Source organism: Planctobacterium sp. R6 (assembly GCF_055755215.1).
Genome location: NZ_JBVTQY010000058.1, coordinates 1 through 19607 on the forward strand (window position 1 = coordinate 1; position 19607 = coordinate 19607).

A 19607-nucleotide genomic window follows, 5' to 3' on the forward strand; every position below is an offset into this window, starting at 1 on the left:
TTTCACTCAAACCTGTCATCCACCCCCTGTCTAACAATACGAAAAACTGAGGCGACAACTATCCTGACACAGGGGGCCATCGTCGTTCGTACCAACTTGTTCGATATCACCGCGTAAAACTATCGTGGCGTCTTGAGTACGCGACACCAATAAATCAACCGTGGTCACGTAGTCACCCGGCAAAATGTGCGTTGCGCCTAATGCGAATTTCCACTCTGAAGATAGTTCGTAATCCGGATCAAGGTAGTTGATTTCAAAATTATCACCTACGCCACCCGCTACTGCATCATACAACTCCTGCGGAATGCCGTAACCCGGGCCATTTGGTACCCCTTGCTCTAATCCTGCGTAAACGACATCATCGTCAAACAAGGAACGTGAACCATCGGTGTAACCAAATGAGCGACCACGCTGACCAAACTGTAATACATTGTTTGCAGAGAAGTTGTTAGACATCCAAACAACCGGATTACCACCGGTGTAGAGACCCACACCACCGCGAAGTGTGGTGTCATCACTTAAGGTGTAAGTAAAGCCAACACGAGGTTGTAATAAGCCTTCACCATCCAGGTTCGTTGAGTTTGAGAAGCCGTAGTCAGCGACAAAATCAGGGTTTTCAAGCGGGGCGTCGCTGGTCGTATACCAGTCGTAACGCAGGCCCACTTTCAGGATCAGGTCGTAAATAGGCTCGAATTCGTCCTGAATATAAACAGCATTTTGCGTGTAACCCCATTCAGCTGCGGCGTCTTCAGGAATATTGGAGGGTGCGTTGTTGTAGTAAATGGCATCAGCAAAACCATTGCGGAAGTTTTCGATGCCATCAAAGCGAATTTCAGTCTCAGAGTGTTGCACAAACATGTTAAATACATCCAGAGACTTAGACTCGACACCGAAGGACAAGGTGTGACCATTGTCAAAGTAGTAGTTACCTTTGAAGATAATGTCTGACTGATCGTAATACAACTTGTTGGCCTGGCGGCTATCATCACCACCGATGTACACATCAACATCGTCAGTTTCAATCCGAATTTCACCAAAGTCTGTACCGCCAACACTGATCTGACGATTGTCCAGTTCCAGATAACCCAATCGCAATTCGGTAGTGAATTTATCTGACCAGTCTGAATAGATAGACATAACGTAGGAATTCAGCTCAGCGCCACGCTCGTACAGGTGATTTTCAAATTCAAACTCGTTTAAATCACCATCTGATTCTGTGTAATTGTTACCATCGTTATACAGATAAGTGAAGGATGCGCGATGATCAGAATTAATGTTCCAATCCAGTTTGACCAGTAATTTTTCGTCATAGTTATCTAAACTGGAAGGAATTGCACCTGGATCGTAGTTGTAGACGTTTCGTGCAATATCTGCAATCTCATCCAGCTCGGCCTGGGTAATGTTTATTTCGTTCACAGCACCTGAACCAATAGCGCCGCGGTCAAACAGGTTTGCACCATTTGCTTCTTCATAGGCAACGTAAGCAAACAATTTATCTTTGATGATTGGGAAACCCACATCAAAACCAAATTCTTTCCGGCTGTAATCACTTAAAGTGACATCATCTGATTCCAGTGAATCACCACGCAGTGAATCATTGGTATATTCAAAGAAAATACCGCCGTGAATTTCATTGGAGCCGGACTTAGTTACGGCGTTGATATTACAGGCTGTAAAGCCACCGTATTGCACATCAAACGGCGCCAACTCTACTGCAACCTGTTCAATCGCATCGTAAGGGAAAGGCATACGTTCTGTGGGATAACCATTGGAGTTAAGACCAAAGGAGTCATTCATTTGTACCCCATCAACCGTCAAACTATTGAAGCGAGGATTCTTACCACCACACTGAATAGAGTTGATGCTGCCCCGTGATTCGTCCACGAAGATTCTTGGGTCAATACGTACGATATCAGAAATATTTCGGTTAATTGACGGTGCGTTTTGCAGCTCTTCTAAACCAAAGTTTGCAGAAGGTCCAAACTCACCACCCGCCAGGGTAGAAATTTGAGATCCGGTAACCACGATACTTTCCACGGCTTGTTCCGCTTCCAATGCAATATCAAATACCGAAGGTTCACCCAGATTCAGATAGACATCATTGATGGTGGTATCTTCTAAGGTCGAACTATCTACCTCAATTGTATAAGGCCCGCCTACACGTAAACCACGCGCACTGAACTGACCCGCACCATTTACGGTCGCAGTACGCACTGTTCCCGATGGAATGTGGGTAATGGTTACCGTTGCTCCTTCTGCTGCATTTCCAGCGGGACCAACTACGTTACCACGAATACTGGATGAGGTTTCCTGGGCAACAGCCACAGACGAAAGCCCACCAGCAAGTGCAACCGCCAAAGCGACTTTACTCAACTTAGTATTTTTAAACATTGTGTTTTCCTGGTTTAAAGTGTGTAGAGAAATTGATGGCTAAAGCCAATTCTTATTCATATTGCACGATTAATATTAGTACGAACTTTGTAACAATTGAATATTTTTTCACCAACAGAAAGACGGCAGCACCCCGCTACCTCTCCCATCAGACATTTCTATATTGGCTTAAAACTGTCTGGGTGGTCAAGAAATCGACGAAAGGATAGTTGAAATTGATGACATTAATATTGCTGAGTACAGCAAAACAGAGAAAAAAATCAAAAAAAAAACCGGGTTATAGAACCCGGTTTCGACTCTTATCAGTGTTACTACCACTTAGAAAGTGTAACGAACACCGACTTTAATACGCCATGTAGAATCTTCAACATTAAAACGGCTGAAGTTACTGGTGTTAGTACCGCCAAAGCGTTCCTGATAAACGTATTGGCCCTGGTCATTCAGATCCCAGTCAAACAAGATTTGTTGTGGGTACTGCATGTCGTAGTGCTTACCCCAGTCGTCATTTAACAGGTTGGCGAAGTTATCAATATTCAGATAAACCGTCGCTTTGTGACCTTCCATAAAGCCAGGGACTTCCTGATTAATAGACAGGTCCATAGTGGTAACCCAGGGTTGTCTACCGGAATATTTAGGTACATAACCCCCTGCGTTACCAGCGACTCCCGCCTGGCTTGCAATCGCCATGATCTCGTCATAGCTCAGGCCAGCATCAAAATCAAAGTTGGCATCAGATGCACTGCCTGGCAGATAGGGGATATAAATATCACTGTCGTCGAACTCACCTTGATCACCAAAGTGCGCATCGCGGAATGAACCTAAGGTCCAGGCAAAAGGTTCGCCAGAACGACGCTCAAAGAACAGGTTGAAGGTGGTTGCATAACCTTCAAAGAACTCTTTCTCATAGGAAAGGTTCACAACCCATCTGTGCTCAATTTCGTAGTACGCTGTACCTTCAGTAGGGATATTGCGATTCTGAGTAACTTCAAACTGGAAGTTAGATTCAGCAGTAGAGCTGGTGCCCGGGTTAACTTCAGTAATATTCTGGTTAGTATATGAGGTACTCAAAGTCAGACCATTGTCCCACTCTTTGTATAATGAAGTACTCCAGATAATGCTGCGGCCACCATCGCTGGCATTGGTTAACTGTAAGTCCCAGTTACCTTGCAGATCCGGATCGTCATAAACAGAACCCCAGATAATGCGGCCATCTGTTGCCGTACCTACCTGCTCGCGAGACAAGTCTACCCAAAACGCAGAGTCTTTCTTGTCAACATAACTAAACTCTGTACTCCAGGCAAAATCATCGCCAACACCAGGAATATCAAAGGTCAGATCTACCGCTAACTGGTAACGCCAGTCGTTAGGCAGTTCAAAGTCAGGATCAATAGTGTTGGTGCTACCTGCGCCTGCAACCAGTGAATCCTGTACCGAACCAGGAATGGTGGTGAAATCCACATTGTCAGGGTTGGCAATCGCCTCATTGGTGGCACTTGAAGGTGCATTTACGTTTGTCACACCGTCACGCGTATAGGCGTTGGCAATCCATACCAGAGGTGTTCCACCTGTATAACGGCCTACACCACCACGGATAGTCATTTCGTCGTTGACATCGTAAGTAAAACCGATACGAGGTAACAGAATATCTAAACCGTCCTGGTTTTCTGTGTTTGCATAGCCATACTGGGCCTGGAAGTTTTCGTTAAGGCGCGGTGCACCATCAACACCAATACGCTCATAACGCAAACCAGCTGTCAGCATGAAACCGTCGAACAATTCTAAGTTCGCTTCACCGTAAGCAGCATATTTGTTGCTGTCTACGTCATAAGCGATGTCGTTAATATTGCCGGTATAGGCGCTGGCATACTCTAATCTTGAAGGCGCTTTATTTTCGAAATCGTCTAAAGAATCAAAAGACCAGGTACCTGCAGAGTCACGACCGAAGATATTGAAGTTAGATAAATCTTCGTACTCAACACCAAAGCGATATTCTACGTCACCCGCCAGATAAACAGCGTGTAAACCGAACTTCAACTCTTCGTTTGCCAGGCGGTTGGCATGACGGCTCTCATCCTGACCTGCAGCGATTGAACCATTTTCAGTCTGAACATTGATCTCACCCCAGCCCACTGAAGTGTTAGAAGCCTGCTCATACTCTTTATACGAGAAGCTGGCTTCAGTCGAGAATGCATCATTCCAGTCAGAGTAAACGTGACCTGTTAATAATGTGGTTTCAGAAGCCTGGAACCAAAGACCTGAGCCCATGTCCAGTGTAAAATCTGAGTCTGTATAGTTACGCGCCGCAGTGTTGTCCTGGTAGCTATAGGTCAGGTCAGCACGGTGATCTTGCGTAATGTTCCAGTCTAATTTAACCAGAGTTTTCTTGTCGCTATCGTTAGGTGGAGTGCCACCCAATGAATCTGTCAGGCCGTATACGTTAGACATGATGCCAATAAAACGGTCAACTTCTGCATTGGTTACACTGTGTCCACTGCCAGCCAGATCGTTCAGGTCATATTCGAATAATACGCCTTCTTCCCATTCTTCATAAGAAGCAAAGAAAAACAGTTTGTCCTGAATAATCGGACCACCAACGGTAACACCAAAAGTAGTTTCATCCGTGTCTACCGGAATATCGACACCAGGATTACGCTCAGTGTCTTCCGCATCACCAGACTCAACAGTATCTTCATAGAAGAAACTACCGTGGAATTCATTGGTACCCGATTTGGTAACTACATTCACGTTACCACCGGAGAAGTTCGCAGCACGGGCATTGAACGGCGCGAAATCAACAGAGATCTGCTCTACCGCATCCAGTGAAATAGGCGGACGCTGTGCCGGATAACCATTGGAATTAAGACCAAAAGTATCGCTGACCCCCACACCATCTACTGTCAGTGAGTTAAACTTCGGGTTAGTACCAGCGATGCTTAACTCAGTACCATCAGGTGATACAACCGCCAGAGGGTTTAAACGAACGATGTCTTTGATATCGCGGTTGAAGGTATTGCCCTTCATAATTTGGTCTTCGCCAAATACGCTACTGCCACCGTTGTTAGAGAAAAAGTTGCGGGTACCGGTAACCGTAATGGTTTCCAGATCCTGCATGGCGTTCAGTTGTGTATCCAGGTTAAGCGGCTGGTTCAGCTCAAGGTAAACGTTTTCGATTACCTGACTTTCGAACTCTTTGGACACGATCATCACAGTGTAAGGACCACCTACACGCAGACCACGCGCAGTAAATGCACCCTCAGCATTGACTTCAACTTCTTTCACTGTGCCAGAAGGCTGGTGAATCATTGTAATCGTGGTACCTACTGCTGGCGAGCCTGTTGGCCCTTCAATAACACCACGAATGGATGAAGACTGACCGGTATTAGCAACAGCAGCTGTAGACAAACCTACAGACACGGCTACCGCTAACGCGATACGGCTTAGTTTAGAACGTTGCAACATTGTGTTTTCCTGGTTTTATAAAAATTGTGATTATAAGTTGTGACTATTTACATTTTGTTACTGGTATGTCGTAAATAGTGCGGTGCTGCGTTTATGACACCAATCTGAATCCTTTCAGTGATGTTACATTCAATTAACAAATTCGAACGCAAAAAAAGCAGCCAACACAGCACCCTGTGATGCACTTATTTTCTCAATCAGACAAAAAACAGGAAGACTTTAATGCCATTCATAATCTTTCGTTAATATATGTTAAATATCAATAGGTTACATATATTAAGTAAATTTACTGGTTGAAATAAGTAAGTTTAGCTGGTGAAATAGCGGCTGATTTTTGTGCATTCACATTAAGAAATGAGAAACTATCCCCTATCCCTGACGAGTTTAATACTCATTGCGTTGGTACTCGCCGGATTGACGTTTGAAATAAGTCGTAACGCCTTCCCACTAAAAATAGACGTTATACCGACCGTGCTATCTTTTCGGGACAATTGCAAAACCATATCAGGTAAAAACAATGACGCGCTGGTCCTGGCAGTTCAAATTGAAAACATGGCCAAAGAACTGATGACGTCGTTGTGTAAAAATCCCACCGTCTCTAAACAATTCGGCGAAGTTCGCGCCCACTGGATGCCAAATGAGCGTGAAATGCTGGATTTTGTAGGCAAAGGACTGGTGGACCTGGTGTTAATTAAAGACAATTTTATACATGCCTTTAACTCTGACGAAGTGTATGGCTACGAAGAAGTCGCCAGTTACAATAAATATGCTGCGTTTTTTATCGGCTTACGTGAAAAACCCATTTTGAATAAAGAGTACCTGCTGGGAAAACGCATTGGAATTTTGGATTATGCCAGCAGCCGCTCCGGCCATATTGCGCCAATGACCTTGTTTAAAGAGCTGGACCTGGATGAAAACCAGGTACAACTGGTGTATGGCAAATCCCATCAGCAGTTGCGCTGGTTTCTGGAAAATGGCTCAGTGGATATTATTTCCACCTATTGGTCTGACGCTGATGCAGAACGGTTTAATAGTGAATACCGCACAGCGTTGGTTTCAGAAATAGAAGGCAGTAAATGGTATTTAAAAGAAGCGGATAAAAACACCGCATTGAAGTGCGCTATTCAGCAAGAGCTGAGTAATTTAGCGCTACAGGACCAGGGATATTATCGGCAACTTACGGTTACCCGCCCCTGCGCGCAACAAGGTACAAACTAAGATGAACCTGCAACTGATAAAAAGTAATCCGCTGGTGCAAAGCGCACTACTGTTTGTGCTGCTTACCCTGGTGACTATCCAGGGTAATTCGCTTAGCCGACAACAGCAGATTGACGATGCCTTGCTGTTATTAAAAAATCGGGTCTCCCTCGATGTACTGGATCTGAACATTGCCAATGAACTAAGTGCCAAAGTAAAAGACAATATTACCGTGCGCCGCTATATGCACAGTCTTAATGAATATCTGGATTCGGTTAAGTTCCCGCTGAAACTCAAACGCATTGCCAACTTTAACTACGAAGGCCCGTTTGATTTGACTGTTACTGAAGTAAGGCACTTCGAACTGAAAACCTCCCGCACCAGCATCGATGTTGAGGCCAGCATCGTAGTCAGGCATTTTCAGGCCTGGACTATGTTGTTTCCACCCTTTTTTACTCTGTTGTTTTACCTTTTGAGTCAGGCCAACAGTAAAAAACGCAGTGTCACAACGCTCCCGGTCAGCGAAGAACAAACCCACCCTGCTATCATGGTCATCGATCTCAGGGATCGCAGCTTGTATATGGACCAGTCTCCCGACATTAAAACCACACTGGCCAATAAACCACTGTGTTTTTATGTCGCCATGTTGAAATATTGCAGCGAACAGGAAGCTCCACAGCTGTACCACAATAAAAATCTGCCGGAATCCTTTATTGAACTGGCCAACAAATATTTTTATCGGCTGTTAGAACTGGGCCACTCCCGAAGAAAACGCCCGGACTTTGACAGTAATATCGATAAAATGCTCAGTGAGATTCGCACCGCACTGGATGAAATACTCACCAACTATCCCGATGTGAAGTGCCACTTTTACCCGCAAAAAGCACAAGGAGAAGGCTCCCGTTCAAAGTTACACAACTTTGCACTGGTTACCTTGTCAGCGGAGCAATTTCAATTGATTGGCGATTAATTCGACCAAATGGTCAAGTTTTAGTTGATATTTTGCATTTATTTGCGTTAAATCAATCATGACTGCTGGCATTTTTTCACTTCGCTGGTAGTCTTGACTAAAACTGTCCTGTTTACCAATTATGAGTCTTGAAACTAAGGTGATCGCGATATCCGGCGGCTCCGGCTCAGGAAAATCCCTGTTCACCGACAAAATTAAACACTACTTCAAAGAAAATGGCGCTGATATTCAGGTGATCAGAGAAGACAACTATTATCGTTGTCAGGATCATCTGGAGATGGAAGAGCGCATCAAAACCAATTACGACCATCCGAAAGCGTTCGAACATGAACTGTTGGTGACCCATCTGGGACAATTAAAAGCGGGTAACGCGATTGAATGTCCGGAATACTGTTACAAAACCCATACACGGCTGAAAGAAACCCGCACGGTTCATCCTGCGCAGGTTATCGTTGTTGAAGGCATCATGTTGTTAGCCAGTCCGGAGCTTATCCCTCTGTTTGACGTAAAAGTGTTTATCGATACACCGCTGGATATTTGCCTGTTGCGTCGTATCAAACGGGATTTATTAGAACGAGACAGAAGTCTGGAGTCCATCAGCAAACAATATCAGAAAACCGTAAAACCTATGTATCACCAGTTTATTGCGCCCAGCCGATTTATTGCTGACGTAGTTGTGACACAAGGCGGAAAAAATCAGATAGCGCTGGATGTGATAAAGTCCCACATAAAACAAATATTACAATAAAGGAACATCATGATTAGTATCTTGGGAATCATTGCTTTGCTGGGAGCCGCCTGGCTGCTCTCCTACGACAGAAAAGCCATCAACTGGCGTACGGTGGGTGGTGCGTTTGCGATTCAGGCCAGCGTCGGTTTATTGGTATTGTATTTTCCGCCGGGCAAACAGTTCTTACTCTGGATTGCCGGTGGTGTTTCACGGGTACTGGAATACAGCCAGGCAGGTATCGATTTTTTGTTCGGTCCCATAGGCGACAAATCCCTCGGTTTTGTATTTGCCTTTAACGTGTTGCCGGTTATCGTATTTTTCTCTGCCCTTATCAGTGTGCTTTATCACCTGGGGGTTATGACTATTATCATTCGGGCCATTGGCGGCTTTTTACAAAAAGTTTTGCACACCAGCAAACCCGAATCCATGAACGCCGCCGCCAACATTTTTGTTGGTCAAACCGAAGCACCACTGGTTGTAAAACCCTTTATTCCCAATATGACCCGCTCTGAGCTGTTTGCGCTCATGGTAGGCGGTATGGCATCTATTGCAGGCTCGGTTATGGCGGGCTATGCCGGTATGGGCGTTGAAATTAAATATCTGGTTGCGGCATCTTTTATGGCAGCGCCCGGTGGCCTGCTAATGGCGAAAATGGTCTTACCTGAATCTGGCGCCCCCAAAGACGAGCTGGAACAACTCAATCCAAAAATGGAAGAGAATACCAACATCTTTGATGCCGCTGCACAGGGTGCGGCTTCGGGCCTTAAAATTGCGGCCAATGTCGGCGCGATGCTGCTGGCCTTTATCGCCCTGATAGCCCTGCTAAATGGTTTAATTGGCGGTATCGGCGGCTGGTTTGGTATGCCCGATCTGAGTTTCCAGATGATTCTGGGGTATGTGTTTCAGCCCCTGGCCTGGTTGCTGGGTGTTCCCTGGAACGAAGCCAATTTAGCGGGCAGCTTCATCGGTCAAAAATTAGTAGTGAACGAGTTTGTGGCTTACCTGGACTTTATCACTCACCGTGAAAACCTCAGCGCCTCAACACAGGCTATCGTGACCTTTGCCTTGTGTGGGTTTGCGAACTTTTCTTCAATCGCCATTTTAATGGGTGGAATTGGCGCCATGGCTCCCAACAGACGCAAAGATTTAGCGTCGCTGGGCTTGCGGGCTGTTATCGCCGCCAGTTTTGCCAACCTGATGAGTGCCGCACTGGCTGGCTTCTTCATCTCCATCTCTTAACATTTTGCGGAGGCAACTATGCAATTAGTAGCAATCGACTACCAGGCAGAAAACGCTGCCGAGTTGTTTACCCGTTCACTGCGTGAAACAGGTTTTGGTGTACTAAAAAACCACCCCATTCAACAGTCTGCGGTAGAATCCATCTACAAAAACTGGCAAACCTTCTTTGATAGTGAACAAAAAAACGATTTTGTTTACAACAAAGATACCCAGGATGGCTTTTTCCCCGCCAGTGTCTCGGAAGTAGCCAAAGGCTTTAAGGCAAAAGACATCAAGGAGTATTTTCATTTTTACCCCTGGGGACAATGCCCTGACCACCTAAGAGCGGAGCTGGCCAATTACTACAAAATGGCCAATGAACTGGCCAAAGAATTATTGAGCTGGGTTGAGCAATACTCACCGGAAGATGTTGCGGCCGGTTACCGACAATCGTTGTCCAGCATGATTGATGGCAGTGAGCAAACCTTGCTGCGGGTATTGCATTATCCGCCATTGCAGGGAGATGAAGAACCAGACGCTATTCGCGCCGCCGCCCATGAAGATATTAATCTGTTAACCATTTTACCCTCGGCTAACGAACCTGGCCTGCAGGTGCAGGCCAAAGACGGCAGTTGGATGGATGTCCCTTGTGATTTTGGCACCCTGATAGTCAATATAGGTGACATGCTCCAGGAGGCTTCGGGTCACTATTATCCGTCCACCAGTCACCGGGTCGTCAATCCCGAAGGACAGGACACCTCGCGCTCCAGAATTTCATTACCACTGTTTCTGCACCCCAAACCAGAAGTCGTGCTGTCTGACCGCTATACCGCTGACAGCTATCTGAAAGAGCGTCTGAGAGAGCTTGGCGTGATTTAGACCCGTGTTGCAGTAATGCTACAAAAGTAACGTTACGCATTAATAAGAAAGTTTGAATTGGCAAATAGACCTTTGTTTATTCGCCAATTTTGTTTCTGTTTGATATGTTTTAGGGATACCCAACAGGAACTTGATATGAAAAAATTTTTTGCCTTACTTGCGTTAATCGCATCGGCCAATGTTATGGCCGAAAAACCTAAACTGGTGGTACAAATTACCGTAGATCAGTTGCGGGGAGATTTATTATTCCGCTACCAGCACAATTTTCTCAACACTGAAAACCAAAAGGGATTCAATCGCTTCCTCGAAGATGGCACCATTTATACCAATGCCCATTATCGCCATGCCGCTACGCTTACCGCAGTGGGTCACGCGACGCTGGCCACCGGCGCCATTCCGTCGCAACACGGTTTGATTGGCAACAATTGGTATGACGTCGCTACGCAATCGGATATGTATTGTGTTGCCGACAAAACCACCAATATCCTGTTGGGTGATGGTTACAGTGCGTCACCTAAAAACCTGATGGCCTCCACCTTTTCTGATGAATTGCACTTTGCCAGCAATGGCAAAGCTAAAATCTATTCCGTGTCAGTAAAAGATCGCGGTGCGGTGCTTACCGGTGGGCATTTTGGCAAGGCATTTTGGATGGACAAAAATACCGGGAATTTTGTCACCAGTTCTTATTACTACTCTGACTTTCCTCAGTGGGCCACGGGTTTTAATGAGTCCGGCGTAAAAGACAGTTTTGTAGCCACACAGTGGGACTTGTCCAGACCCGAGGTTGCCTATGTGAACAGTACCGGAAATCAGATATTTCAGATTCCGCCACGTGGATTCTCACGCGGCTTTCCCCACCAGTTACCCCAGGAAGCGGGCAAGGAATATTACAAAGCGTTGAACCTGACTCCCTATGCTGATTCCCTCACCGCGGAATTTGCCAAACACATCACCACTCAGCAGGGGCTGGGCAAAGACGAAGTTACCGACTTTCTGGCCATCAGTTTTTCATTGAATGATTACATTGGTCATAATTATGGCCCCTATAGCCGTGAAGCCGAAGACGGCCTGTACCGTCTCGATAGCGTGTTAGCTGATTTGTTCACTTTCCTGGATAAAGAAATTGGTCTGGACCAGGTCCTACTGGCCTTTTCTGCCGATCACGGTGTCGATGCCATCCCCGAATACAAAAAGTCTTTAGGCTTTGCGGGTCTGAGAGGGGATGTTTCCAATAAATTTAAACGCTTTGTCAGTGACTACGCCACGAAAAACAAAGTAGAGGGAGATTTGCTGTTCTCCATTCGCCTGCCCAACATTTATATCAACCACGATACCGTGGCAAGCAATAATCTGGAGCTGGACAAGCTCCTGTCGGATTTCACCACAGAATTGGCCAGTTATCCCGAAATTGCCTCAGTTTATAGCAGCAAGGAGTTAGCAGCGGGTACCAGTAAGTCTGATCCAATATCGCAAAAAGTCAGCAATAATTTTGTTGCTGAGCGCTCCGGTGATTTGGTGGTGGTGCAGCAAACGTCCACCATGACCGCCAGCTACTCTGCAGCGACCCATGGTTCGCCATACAAGTACGATACTCACGTACCTGTGTATTTTACTGGCTGGAAAGTGCCGGCGCAGCGCATTACACGCCTGACCTCTCCTGAGGACCTGGCGGTAACCTTATCCGCAACTCTGGATATCGGCTATCCGGATAAATCTACAGGCAATGTGTTACCCGAAATTGCGGATTTAAAATAATCCGGGTTTACGGATACCAAAGGCCAGGCGCTTCGCCTGGCTTTTTCATTCCCACGTATATTCCTGCAACTTGCGCCAGACAAACACTCAACACTATACTTTCAGGCACCACTTTCTGACCGGGCCGTTATTTTGTTAAAACTTGTTGGATTTGCATTTGCTTTTATTTCCATCACTGTCATGGCACAGCAGAATAGTGCTGATGGCCTGAATCTCTGCCCTGAAAAGTGGTTCGATATTCGCTTACCGGAAGGCAGTAAAACCTGTCGGGTTTTTGGCGTCAAAAAACCATCAACCTTGAGTTTTTTTATCAAATCCACGCCTGAAATCGTGTCGGAAAGCCTGGCAGCACAATTAAATACTGCGTCTGTTGCGAAACAGGGAAAATACCTGACACTGCGCAGCCAGGACAAGCAGTATCGGGCTTACATCTATGCAGACGGGCCGGGAACTCAGGTTAACCTTATAGTTAATTAAGGCGATTTCCCGGGTTTTTAGCGAGCTTCTTTAATCAACTGCTAACTCTGGCACTGACTTTGCTTTGAGTGATAACAGAAAAGCGTATTTCAGTTAGCAGGAGAAAATATGGAACTCGCAATCGTTTTATTTATGTTACTTATCGTTGTTACGGTGGGAGCTATCAAATTAAATGACGGTGGCCTCGCCTTTCCATTTGCCCGAAAAACAAATTTGTTTACCCCGGTGGAACGCCAGTTTCTGGATCTGCTGGAAGCCTCAGTAGGTGACAAATACCGCATAATTTGTCGTGTGCGCCTGATGGATATTCTGGCTGTGCGCCCCAAAACCGAAAAGAAAACACTGCGTACGGCCATGCAAAGGGCCGCAGGTCATCATCTGGATTTCGTCCTGTGCGATAAGACGGATTTGTCGCCGGTTATCGCAGTTGATCTGGTGCATCAAAAAAGCAAAAAGGATGGTTACAAAACCCAACGGGATTGGTTTTTAAGCGGCGCTCTGGATGCTGCCCGGATTCCGCACCTGCGTATCAAGGTAAAAGGTGGCTACAAACCGGCTGACATTCGCGCCTGCATCAATGCCAAACTGGCTCCCATTAAGTACAAAGAGCCTAAAAAGCCACTGGTTGCTGGTACTAATAACCCGGATCGCAAGGCGACTTTCACGCGCCCCATCGCCGCCTGATAGCGCAACGACTTCATCGACCTCCGGTCACCCCTTAATTGCCAGACTGCGTCTGGCATTTTTTTATTTACGACTGTTTTTTACGTGAGCCTGTCGTTAAACTGTAGGTTCGAATTCAGTCACAAAATGCTGCCAGAGTATAACGGCGGCCACGGAACACATTCCGGCTTACCAACAGGATTTATAAACAGCTATGAAGATCGGTATTTTAGGCGCAATGGATCAGGAAATTGCACTGTTAAAACAACGTATGCAATTAAAAGAAACCTTCCATTTTGCACACCTTGAATATTACGTCGGTACGATAAATGATGTCGAAGTGGTATTAGTAAAATGCGGTATAGGAAAAGTCGCAGCATCTGTCTCTACCACAGTAATGATAGACAGATTTGCACCGGATTTTGTGGTCAATACGGGATCTGCCGGTGGTTTTGATACCCAGCTGAATATTGGCGATGTAGTGATCGCCACCGGTGTACAACACCACGATGTCGATGTTACCCATTTCGGCTACAAACGCGGTCAGGTCTATGGCATGCCAGACATTTACCCCTGTGATGTCAGAATGGTGGACGCGGCTGTAAATGCTGCAAATAACATTACCCACACCACCATTAAGAGAGGACTGGTATGTACCGGGGATTCTTTCATTGGCTGCGACGAAGCGGTAACCCGACTTAGAGGTCTGTTCCCGGATATGTCTGCCGTCGAAATGGAAGGTGCTGCAATCGGGCAAACCTGCTTCATGCTGGATACCCCATTTTTGGTGATCCGTTCACTATCAGATATCGCCGGTAAGGAGTCTTCCGTATCCTTTTCGGAATATCTCGAACAAGCAGGTAAAAACTCCGCCGAACTGGTGATGGCCATGATTCAGGAGCTGGCGAAATATCAGGATTAATGGGCTAAATGGCACTATTCTCTGAGTTAAACCCCGCGCTGCTCAGTGCGGGCATACTGGTTGTGGCTTTATTAGCCGAAGCCAATATTCGATGGAGTGACAAGAGTCACCCCTTAACCTTTTTGAAATTCTTTGCCCGCGCTTTAGGCAAAAAGGCCGCAAACAGCCAGCGTTCAGTGGGACAACAGCGGATTGCCGGTATCATGGCCATGGTAGTTTTGCTCGCACCACTGGCAATTTTGATATTCACTATCAAGTGGTTTGCCGAATACGACTGGTTCTTTGAAGCTTTCTATCTGTTTATTGCATTGCGGTTTAGTGCCGTTAATTTAAAAACCCGACAAATTATTCAGCAATTGCGGCAGGACAAAAGAGCGCTGGCCCGCAACACCTTATCCGGGATAGTGTTAAGAGAAACCAGCAGCCTCTCCAAAGTAGGCATCATTAAAGCCAGCATGGAAACCCGCCTGCTGCGTTTTCATTACCAGTATTTGACTGTGATCTTCTGGTACCTGATAGGTGGAGGCGTTACAGCCTTGCTCTACCGCTGCTTGTATGAAATGAGTCAGGAATGGAACCTGAAAATCAAACAGTTCAGCTACTTTGGCAAACCGGCCGCCTGGTTAATGTTTGTAATGCAATGGCTTCCGGTTCGAATTTCTACCCTATTCTTTAGTATTACGTTAGGATTGTCCGGCTCCTTTGCCGCAGTCAAACGCCTGGGCTCACAGGTATCCAGCCATAGCTTGATTTTGGCGGTATTTGCCGGTGCATTAAAGTGTGAACTGGGCGGACCGGCCTTCTATGGCATCAAAAAAATTCGTCTGCCAAAATGTGGGACTGATACCTTACCCGGCATCGAAGATGCCCGCCGCTTAGGCATATTAATGATCCAACATGGCATATTGTTGTGTATGTTAGTATTTCTGGCCTACACCAGTGCCTGGTTTATTTTCAACAATGCGGCTAAAAGCTTCACGGGTTAAGCCGACATAAAAACATAACTATTTATTACAACTAATATTCAATTGAGCATAACTATGAATCAAAACAATACCGTTCTTGAAACGGGCGATTTTAAAGTCGCTGACATGTCTTTGGCTGACTGGGGCCGAAAAGAACTCACTATCGCCGAAAGCGAAATGCCAGCGCTGATGCGCATCCGTGAAAAATATCGTGCTGAGCAGCCCCTGGCTGGCGCCAAAATCCTTGGCTGTATCCACATGACAATTCAGACCGGTGTGCTGATTGAAACTTTAGTGGCATTAGGCGCCGAGGTGCGTTGGTCATCTTGTAATATCTTCTCCACCCAGGACCATGCGGCTGCCGCAATTGTTGCCGCCGGTGTACCGGTATACGCCTGGAAAGGGGAAACCGAAGCCGAATACGAATGGTGTCTTGAGCAAACCATTTTGCAAGATGGTACCCCCTGGGATACCAATATGGTGCTGGACGACGGCGGTGATTTGACTGCCATGTTGCACGAAAAATATCCTCAGGTGCTGGACAAGGTTCACGGTATCACTGAAGAAACCACCACCGGTGTTCACCGTTTGTTAGAAATGTTAGAAGCAGGCACTCTGAAAGTCCCGGCCATCAATGTTAACGACTCAGTAACCAAGTCTAAAAACGACAACAAATACGGCTGCCGTCACAGCCTGAATGACGCTATTAAGCGCGCCACTGACCATCTGTTATCAGGTAAAAAAGCTCTGGTCATTGGTTACGGTGACGTAGGTAAAGGTTCTGCGCTGTCTTTACGTCAGGAAGGCATGATTGTAAAAGTAGCTGAGATCGACCCCATCTGTGCCATGCAGGCCTGCATGGACGGTTTTGAGGTGGTATCTACCTATAACGCCGGTAAAAACACCGGAAAAGCTGAAGATATCAACAGCCAGTTATTACAAAACACAGACTTACTGGTAACCACCACAGGTAACGTTAATGTCTGTGACGCCAACACTTTAAGCGCCATCAAATCCGGTGCGGTAGTCTGTAACATCGGTCATTTTGACAACGAAATTGATACTGCGTACATGCGCGACAACTGGCGCTGGGAAGAGATTAAACCCCAGGTACACAAGGTTTATCGCAGCGAAGATGACAACGATCATTTGTTGCTGTTATCCGAAGGTCGTCTGGTAAACCTGGGCAATGCCACAGGGCACCCTTCACGTATCATGGATGGCTCGTTTGCCAATCAGGTACTGGCGCAAATCCACCTGTTCCAACTGGGCTTTGCCAATATGGATGCAGACGCGAAACAAGCGGCCATGTCGGTAGAAGTATTGCCTAAACAACTGGATGAAGAAGTAGCCCGCTATATGGTAGAAGGCTTTGGCGGCGTCATCACTCAGCTTACTGAAACTCAGGCCAAATACATCGGCGTGGCGGTTGAAGGTCCCTTCAAACCCGAAACCTACCGCTACTAACACATCAAGGGTCGGAATGGTTAGAAACTTTCAACCATTCTGACCCCTTGTTCTGCTTTACAGTTTCCCGGATGCTACGTAGACTTCATGGCTTAACATCGCAACTCTGAAATCGTTTTGGAAATTACCCTCACTACACCAGCTATGCTGTTCCCGGCTATATCTTTACTTCTGTTGGCCTACACTAACAGGTTTGTAACGCTTGCCACTTTAATCCGTAATTTCGATGAAAACAGTGACGATGAAAGTACCTTCCAACAAATAGACAACTTACGTAAACGCATCCAATACATAAAAAAAATGCAGGAAACCGGGGTATTTAGTTTTTTCCTTTGTGTTCTTTCAATGCTGGCTATTTATCTGCAATACAACACCGCCGGAGGCTGGATTTTCGCCCTGAGTCTGGTGTTCTTGTTGTATTCATTGTGGATGTCAGTGAAGGAAATTCACATCTCGGTGGAAGCGTTAGATGTCTTCTTAAAGAATTTTAAAAGCAGATGAACACCCAAATACACTACAAACAATACGAGCCAGAAGACTTTGCTGGCGTCATCAAACTGGGCAATATCGTGCATGGCGATAACTACCTGGACGATGAAAAGTGCCAAAAGTATTACAACACCAGCTTTAAGGACGGCATTAATGCCTCCTTTGTGGCCTATGATGGCGACGAATTGGTGGGTTTTCGTTTAACCCAGGCAGCGAACAAGTGGGACATCAATGAATGGTGCTCCCCGCAGCTTTGGCAACTTTCCGAGGATCAGGTTTGCTACTTTAAAAGCAACACAGTGAACGCCAATTATCGCGGACATGGCATTGGCTCCTCTTTGCTCATGCTGTCTATCGAACAGGCCAAATTACAAGGTGCGAAAGCAGGCCTGGCGCATATCTGGTTAGCCAGCCCGGGCAACAGCGCCTTTAAGTATTTTAAAAAATGCGGTGGTGAGTTAATTAAAGAGCATCCAAACCGCTGGGCCGGATGGTATGAAAGCCATGGCTACATTTGTCCGGTTTGTGGTCCGGATTGTGATTGTACCGCCGCAGAAATGATGATTCGTTTTTAAGACCCGTTCCTTTATGTATGACCCTTTCATTGATGATGCTACGGCATCATCGCAGCCATTGCCTGAATCCTACTGGGCTTCGACTGTTACAGAAACCACCCAGTTTTCGCAATTAACTGAACAGCGCCACTGTGACATTGCCATTATTGGTTCAGGTTTTACCGGCATGTCCTGTGCTCACTATCTGCAACAGCAACAAGGCGTGAATGCTGTGGTATTAGAAGCCAATCAGCCTGGCTGGGGTTGCAGCGGTCGCAATGCCGGATTCGTATTGCCTGGTAGCGGACGTCTGGATTTTGGCAGCTTATGTAAGCAATATGGCGAACAGCAGGCCCAAACCACCATCAACGAGTATTACCAGGCACTGGAAACGCTGGAAGATCTGGTGCAATACGCTGATGCCAAATGCGACCTCAGTACCGGTGGCTATTTAAAGATTGGGCATTCGCAACAGGCCTTTGAAAATCTGTGCCGTGGCACTGAACGTTTACCTGAAGAGTTTGCCGCACAATATGAGATAATCAGCGCCGAACAGGTAAAAAGCGATTATATTCCTGACTATCCCAGTTTCGGCGGGGTCTATCGCAAAGCGGGTCAGTCACTGAATCCGTTGAAATTATCTCTGGCACTGGCGAATAAACTGGCATCGGATTCAGTGCCAATCTATGGTAATTCACCAGTTTTGAATATTGTAAAAACCGCTCAAGGCTACCAGGTAAACACGCCTCAGGGCACACTGACCTGCGAAAAAGTAGTACTGGCCAGTAACGCCTACAGCCTGAAAAACCTGTTGCCCGGTCTGTCAGAAAAGCAATTCCCGGTGCTGTCCAGTGTATTGGTCACCTCCGGGCTGCCACAAGCCGTGGCCGAACAATGGCAAGCCAATTTAATGGCGATGGATACCCGTTCCCTGAAGTACTATTTCCGGTTGCTTCCTGATAACCGGCTGTTGTTCGGCGGACGCGGCGCAATCACAGGGGCAGAAGCCAACACGAAACAAAGTCAGCTAAAACTAAAAGCAGCGTTTGACCGGTATTTTCCGGCCCTGAAGCAATTGTCCACCGACTGGTTCTGGAGTGGTTGGGTGAGTGTTTCAGCAGATGATATTCCGCACGTTTTACAGAGCGAGCAATATCCCGGGATATATTATGCAACCGGCTATTGTGGTTCAGGTCTGGCCTATTCCTGTCAGGCAGGAAAACGACTGGCTGACTATATCCTGACCCCGGAAAAAGTGCCGCAAAGTCCGGTGTATCAAAAGCCACTACCGGCTTTTCCTTTTAGCGCCTTTCGTCGCACAGGATTGCAGTTGTTTTACGCCTGGCATCGCCTGGTCGAACAAATCACCATGAAATAAAAAAGGCGCTATTTACAGCTGTCTCTTGATCACAAGTCTGATTCAAGAGACTTAGCCAATTCATAGCCTTCAAGGATGGCTTGTAGTTTGAGC

At 46.4% G+C, this 19607-nt stretch carries 16 protein-coding genes; 14 read left to right on the top strand and 2 right to left on the bottom strand.

The window, feature by feature from the left end:
- Positions 1-30: 30 nt before the first annotated feature.
- Together AC0J20_RS21725 and AC0J20_RS21730 are read right to left on the bottom strand one after the other, a co-directional pair.
- Entirely contained in the window at positions 31-2391 is a 2361-nt protein-coding gene (locus tag AC0J20_RS21725; RefSeq protein ID WP_473023346.1) for a TonB-dependent receptor, read from the bottom strand.
- 318 nt (positions 2392-2709) lie between these two features.
- The gene (locus tag AC0J20_RS21730; RefSeq protein WP_229528304.1) at positions 2710-5850 is read right to left on the bottom strand and encodes a TonB-dependent receptor; all 3141 of its coding nucleotides are present in this window, start codon (positions 5848-5850) and stop codon (positions 2710-2712) included.
- 354 nt (positions 5851-6204) lie between these two features.
- Between AC0J20_RS21730 and AC0J20_RS21735 the strand changes: the two genes are divergently transcribed.
- The 14 genes from AC0J20_RS21735 to AC0J20_RS21800 all read left to right on the top strand — a co-directional run bounded on the left by AC0J20_RS21735 (position 6205) and on the right by AC0J20_RS21800 (position 19514).
- A complete protein-coding gene (locus AC0J20_RS21735) occupies positions 6205-7068 on the top strand; it encodes a hypothetical protein (RefSeq protein WP_229528303.1) in 864 nt (287 codons plus the stop codon).
- A 1-nt stretch (position 7069) separates the two neighbouring features.
- Entirely contained in the window at positions 7070-8017 is a 948-nt protein-coding gene (locus AC0J20_RS21740) for a hypothetical protein (protein WP_229528302.1), read from the top strand.
- A gap of 121 nt (positions 8018-8138) precedes the next feature.
- Positions 8139-8765: a uridine kinase gene (udk, locus tag AC0J20_RS21745; protein ID WP_229528301.1), complete on the top strand. Its 627-nt coding sequence runs from the start codon at positions 8139-8141 to the stop codon at positions 8763-8765.
- A 9-nt stretch (positions 8766-8774) separates the two neighbouring features.
- Positions 8775-9986 (top strand): NupC/NupG family nucleoside CNT transporter, encoded by a 1212-nt coding sequence (locus AC0J20_RS21750; RefSeq protein WP_229528300.1) that lies wholly within the window; start codon positions 8775-8777, stop codon positions 9984-9986.
- Between the two features lie 18 nt (positions 9987-10004).
- Positions 10005-10844 (top strand): 2OG-Fe(II) oxygenase family protein, encoded by an 840-nt coding sequence (locus AC0J20_RS21755; protein ID WP_229528299.1) that lies wholly within the window; start codon positions 10005-10007, stop codon positions 10842-10844.
- A 135-nt stretch (positions 10845-10979) separates the two neighbouring features.
- Positions 10980-12599: an alkaline phosphatase family protein gene (locus AC0J20_RS21760; protein ID WP_473023347.1), complete on the top strand. Its 1620-nt coding sequence runs from the start codon at positions 10980-10982 to the stop codon at positions 12597-12599.
- Between the two features lie 132 nt (positions 12600-12731).
- Entirely contained in the window at positions 12732-13076 is a 345-nt protein-coding gene (locus AC0J20_RS21765; RefSeq protein ID WP_473023348.1) for a hypothetical protein, read from the top strand.
- A 108-nt stretch (positions 13077-13184) separates the two neighbouring features.
- Positions 13185-13760 (top strand): DUF2726 domain-containing protein, encoded by a 576-nt coding sequence (locus tag AC0J20_RS21770; protein ID WP_229528296.1) that lies wholly within the window; start codon positions 13185-13187, stop codon positions 13758-13760.
- 193 nt (positions 13761-13953) lie between these two features.
- The gene (locus AC0J20_RS21775; protein WP_229528295.1) at positions 13954-14661 is read left to right on the top strand and encodes a 5'-methylthioadenosine/adenosylhomocysteine nucleosidase; all 708 of its coding nucleotides are present in this window, start codon (positions 13954-13956) and stop codon (positions 14659-14661) included.
- An 8-nt stretch (positions 14662-14669) separates the two neighbouring features.
- Entirely contained in the window at positions 14670-15647 is a 978-nt protein-coding gene (locus tag AC0J20_RS21780) for a cobalamin biosynthesis protein CobD/CbiB (RefSeq protein WP_229528294.1), read from the top strand.
- A 54-nt stretch (positions 15648-15701) separates the two neighbouring features.
- A complete protein-coding gene (gene ahcY, locus AC0J20_RS21785; RefSeq protein WP_473023349.1) occupies positions 15702-17093 on the top strand; it encodes an adenosylhomocysteinase in 1392 nt (463 codons plus the stop codon).
- A 117-nt stretch (positions 17094-17210) separates the two neighbouring features.
- Positions 17211-17594 (top strand): DUF2721 domain-containing protein, encoded by a 384-nt coding sequence (locus tag AC0J20_RS21790; RefSeq protein ID WP_229528292.1) that lies wholly within the window; start codon positions 17211-17213, stop codon positions 17592-17594.
- The gene (locus tag AC0J20_RS21795; protein ID WP_473023350.1) at positions 17591-18157 is read left to right on the top strand and encodes a GNAT family N-acetyltransferase; all 567 of its coding nucleotides are present in this window, start codon (positions 17591-17593) and stop codon (positions 18155-18157) included. The genes AC0J20_RS21790 and AC0J20_RS21795 overlap by 4 nt, the downstream gene beginning before the upstream one ends.
- 13 nt (positions 18158-18170) lie before the next feature.
- Entirely contained in the window at positions 18171-19514 is a 1344-nt protein-coding gene (locus AC0J20_RS21800) for an NAD(P)/FAD-dependent oxidoreductase (protein WP_473023351.1), read from the top strand.
- Positions 19515-19607: the final 93 nt, after the last annotated feature.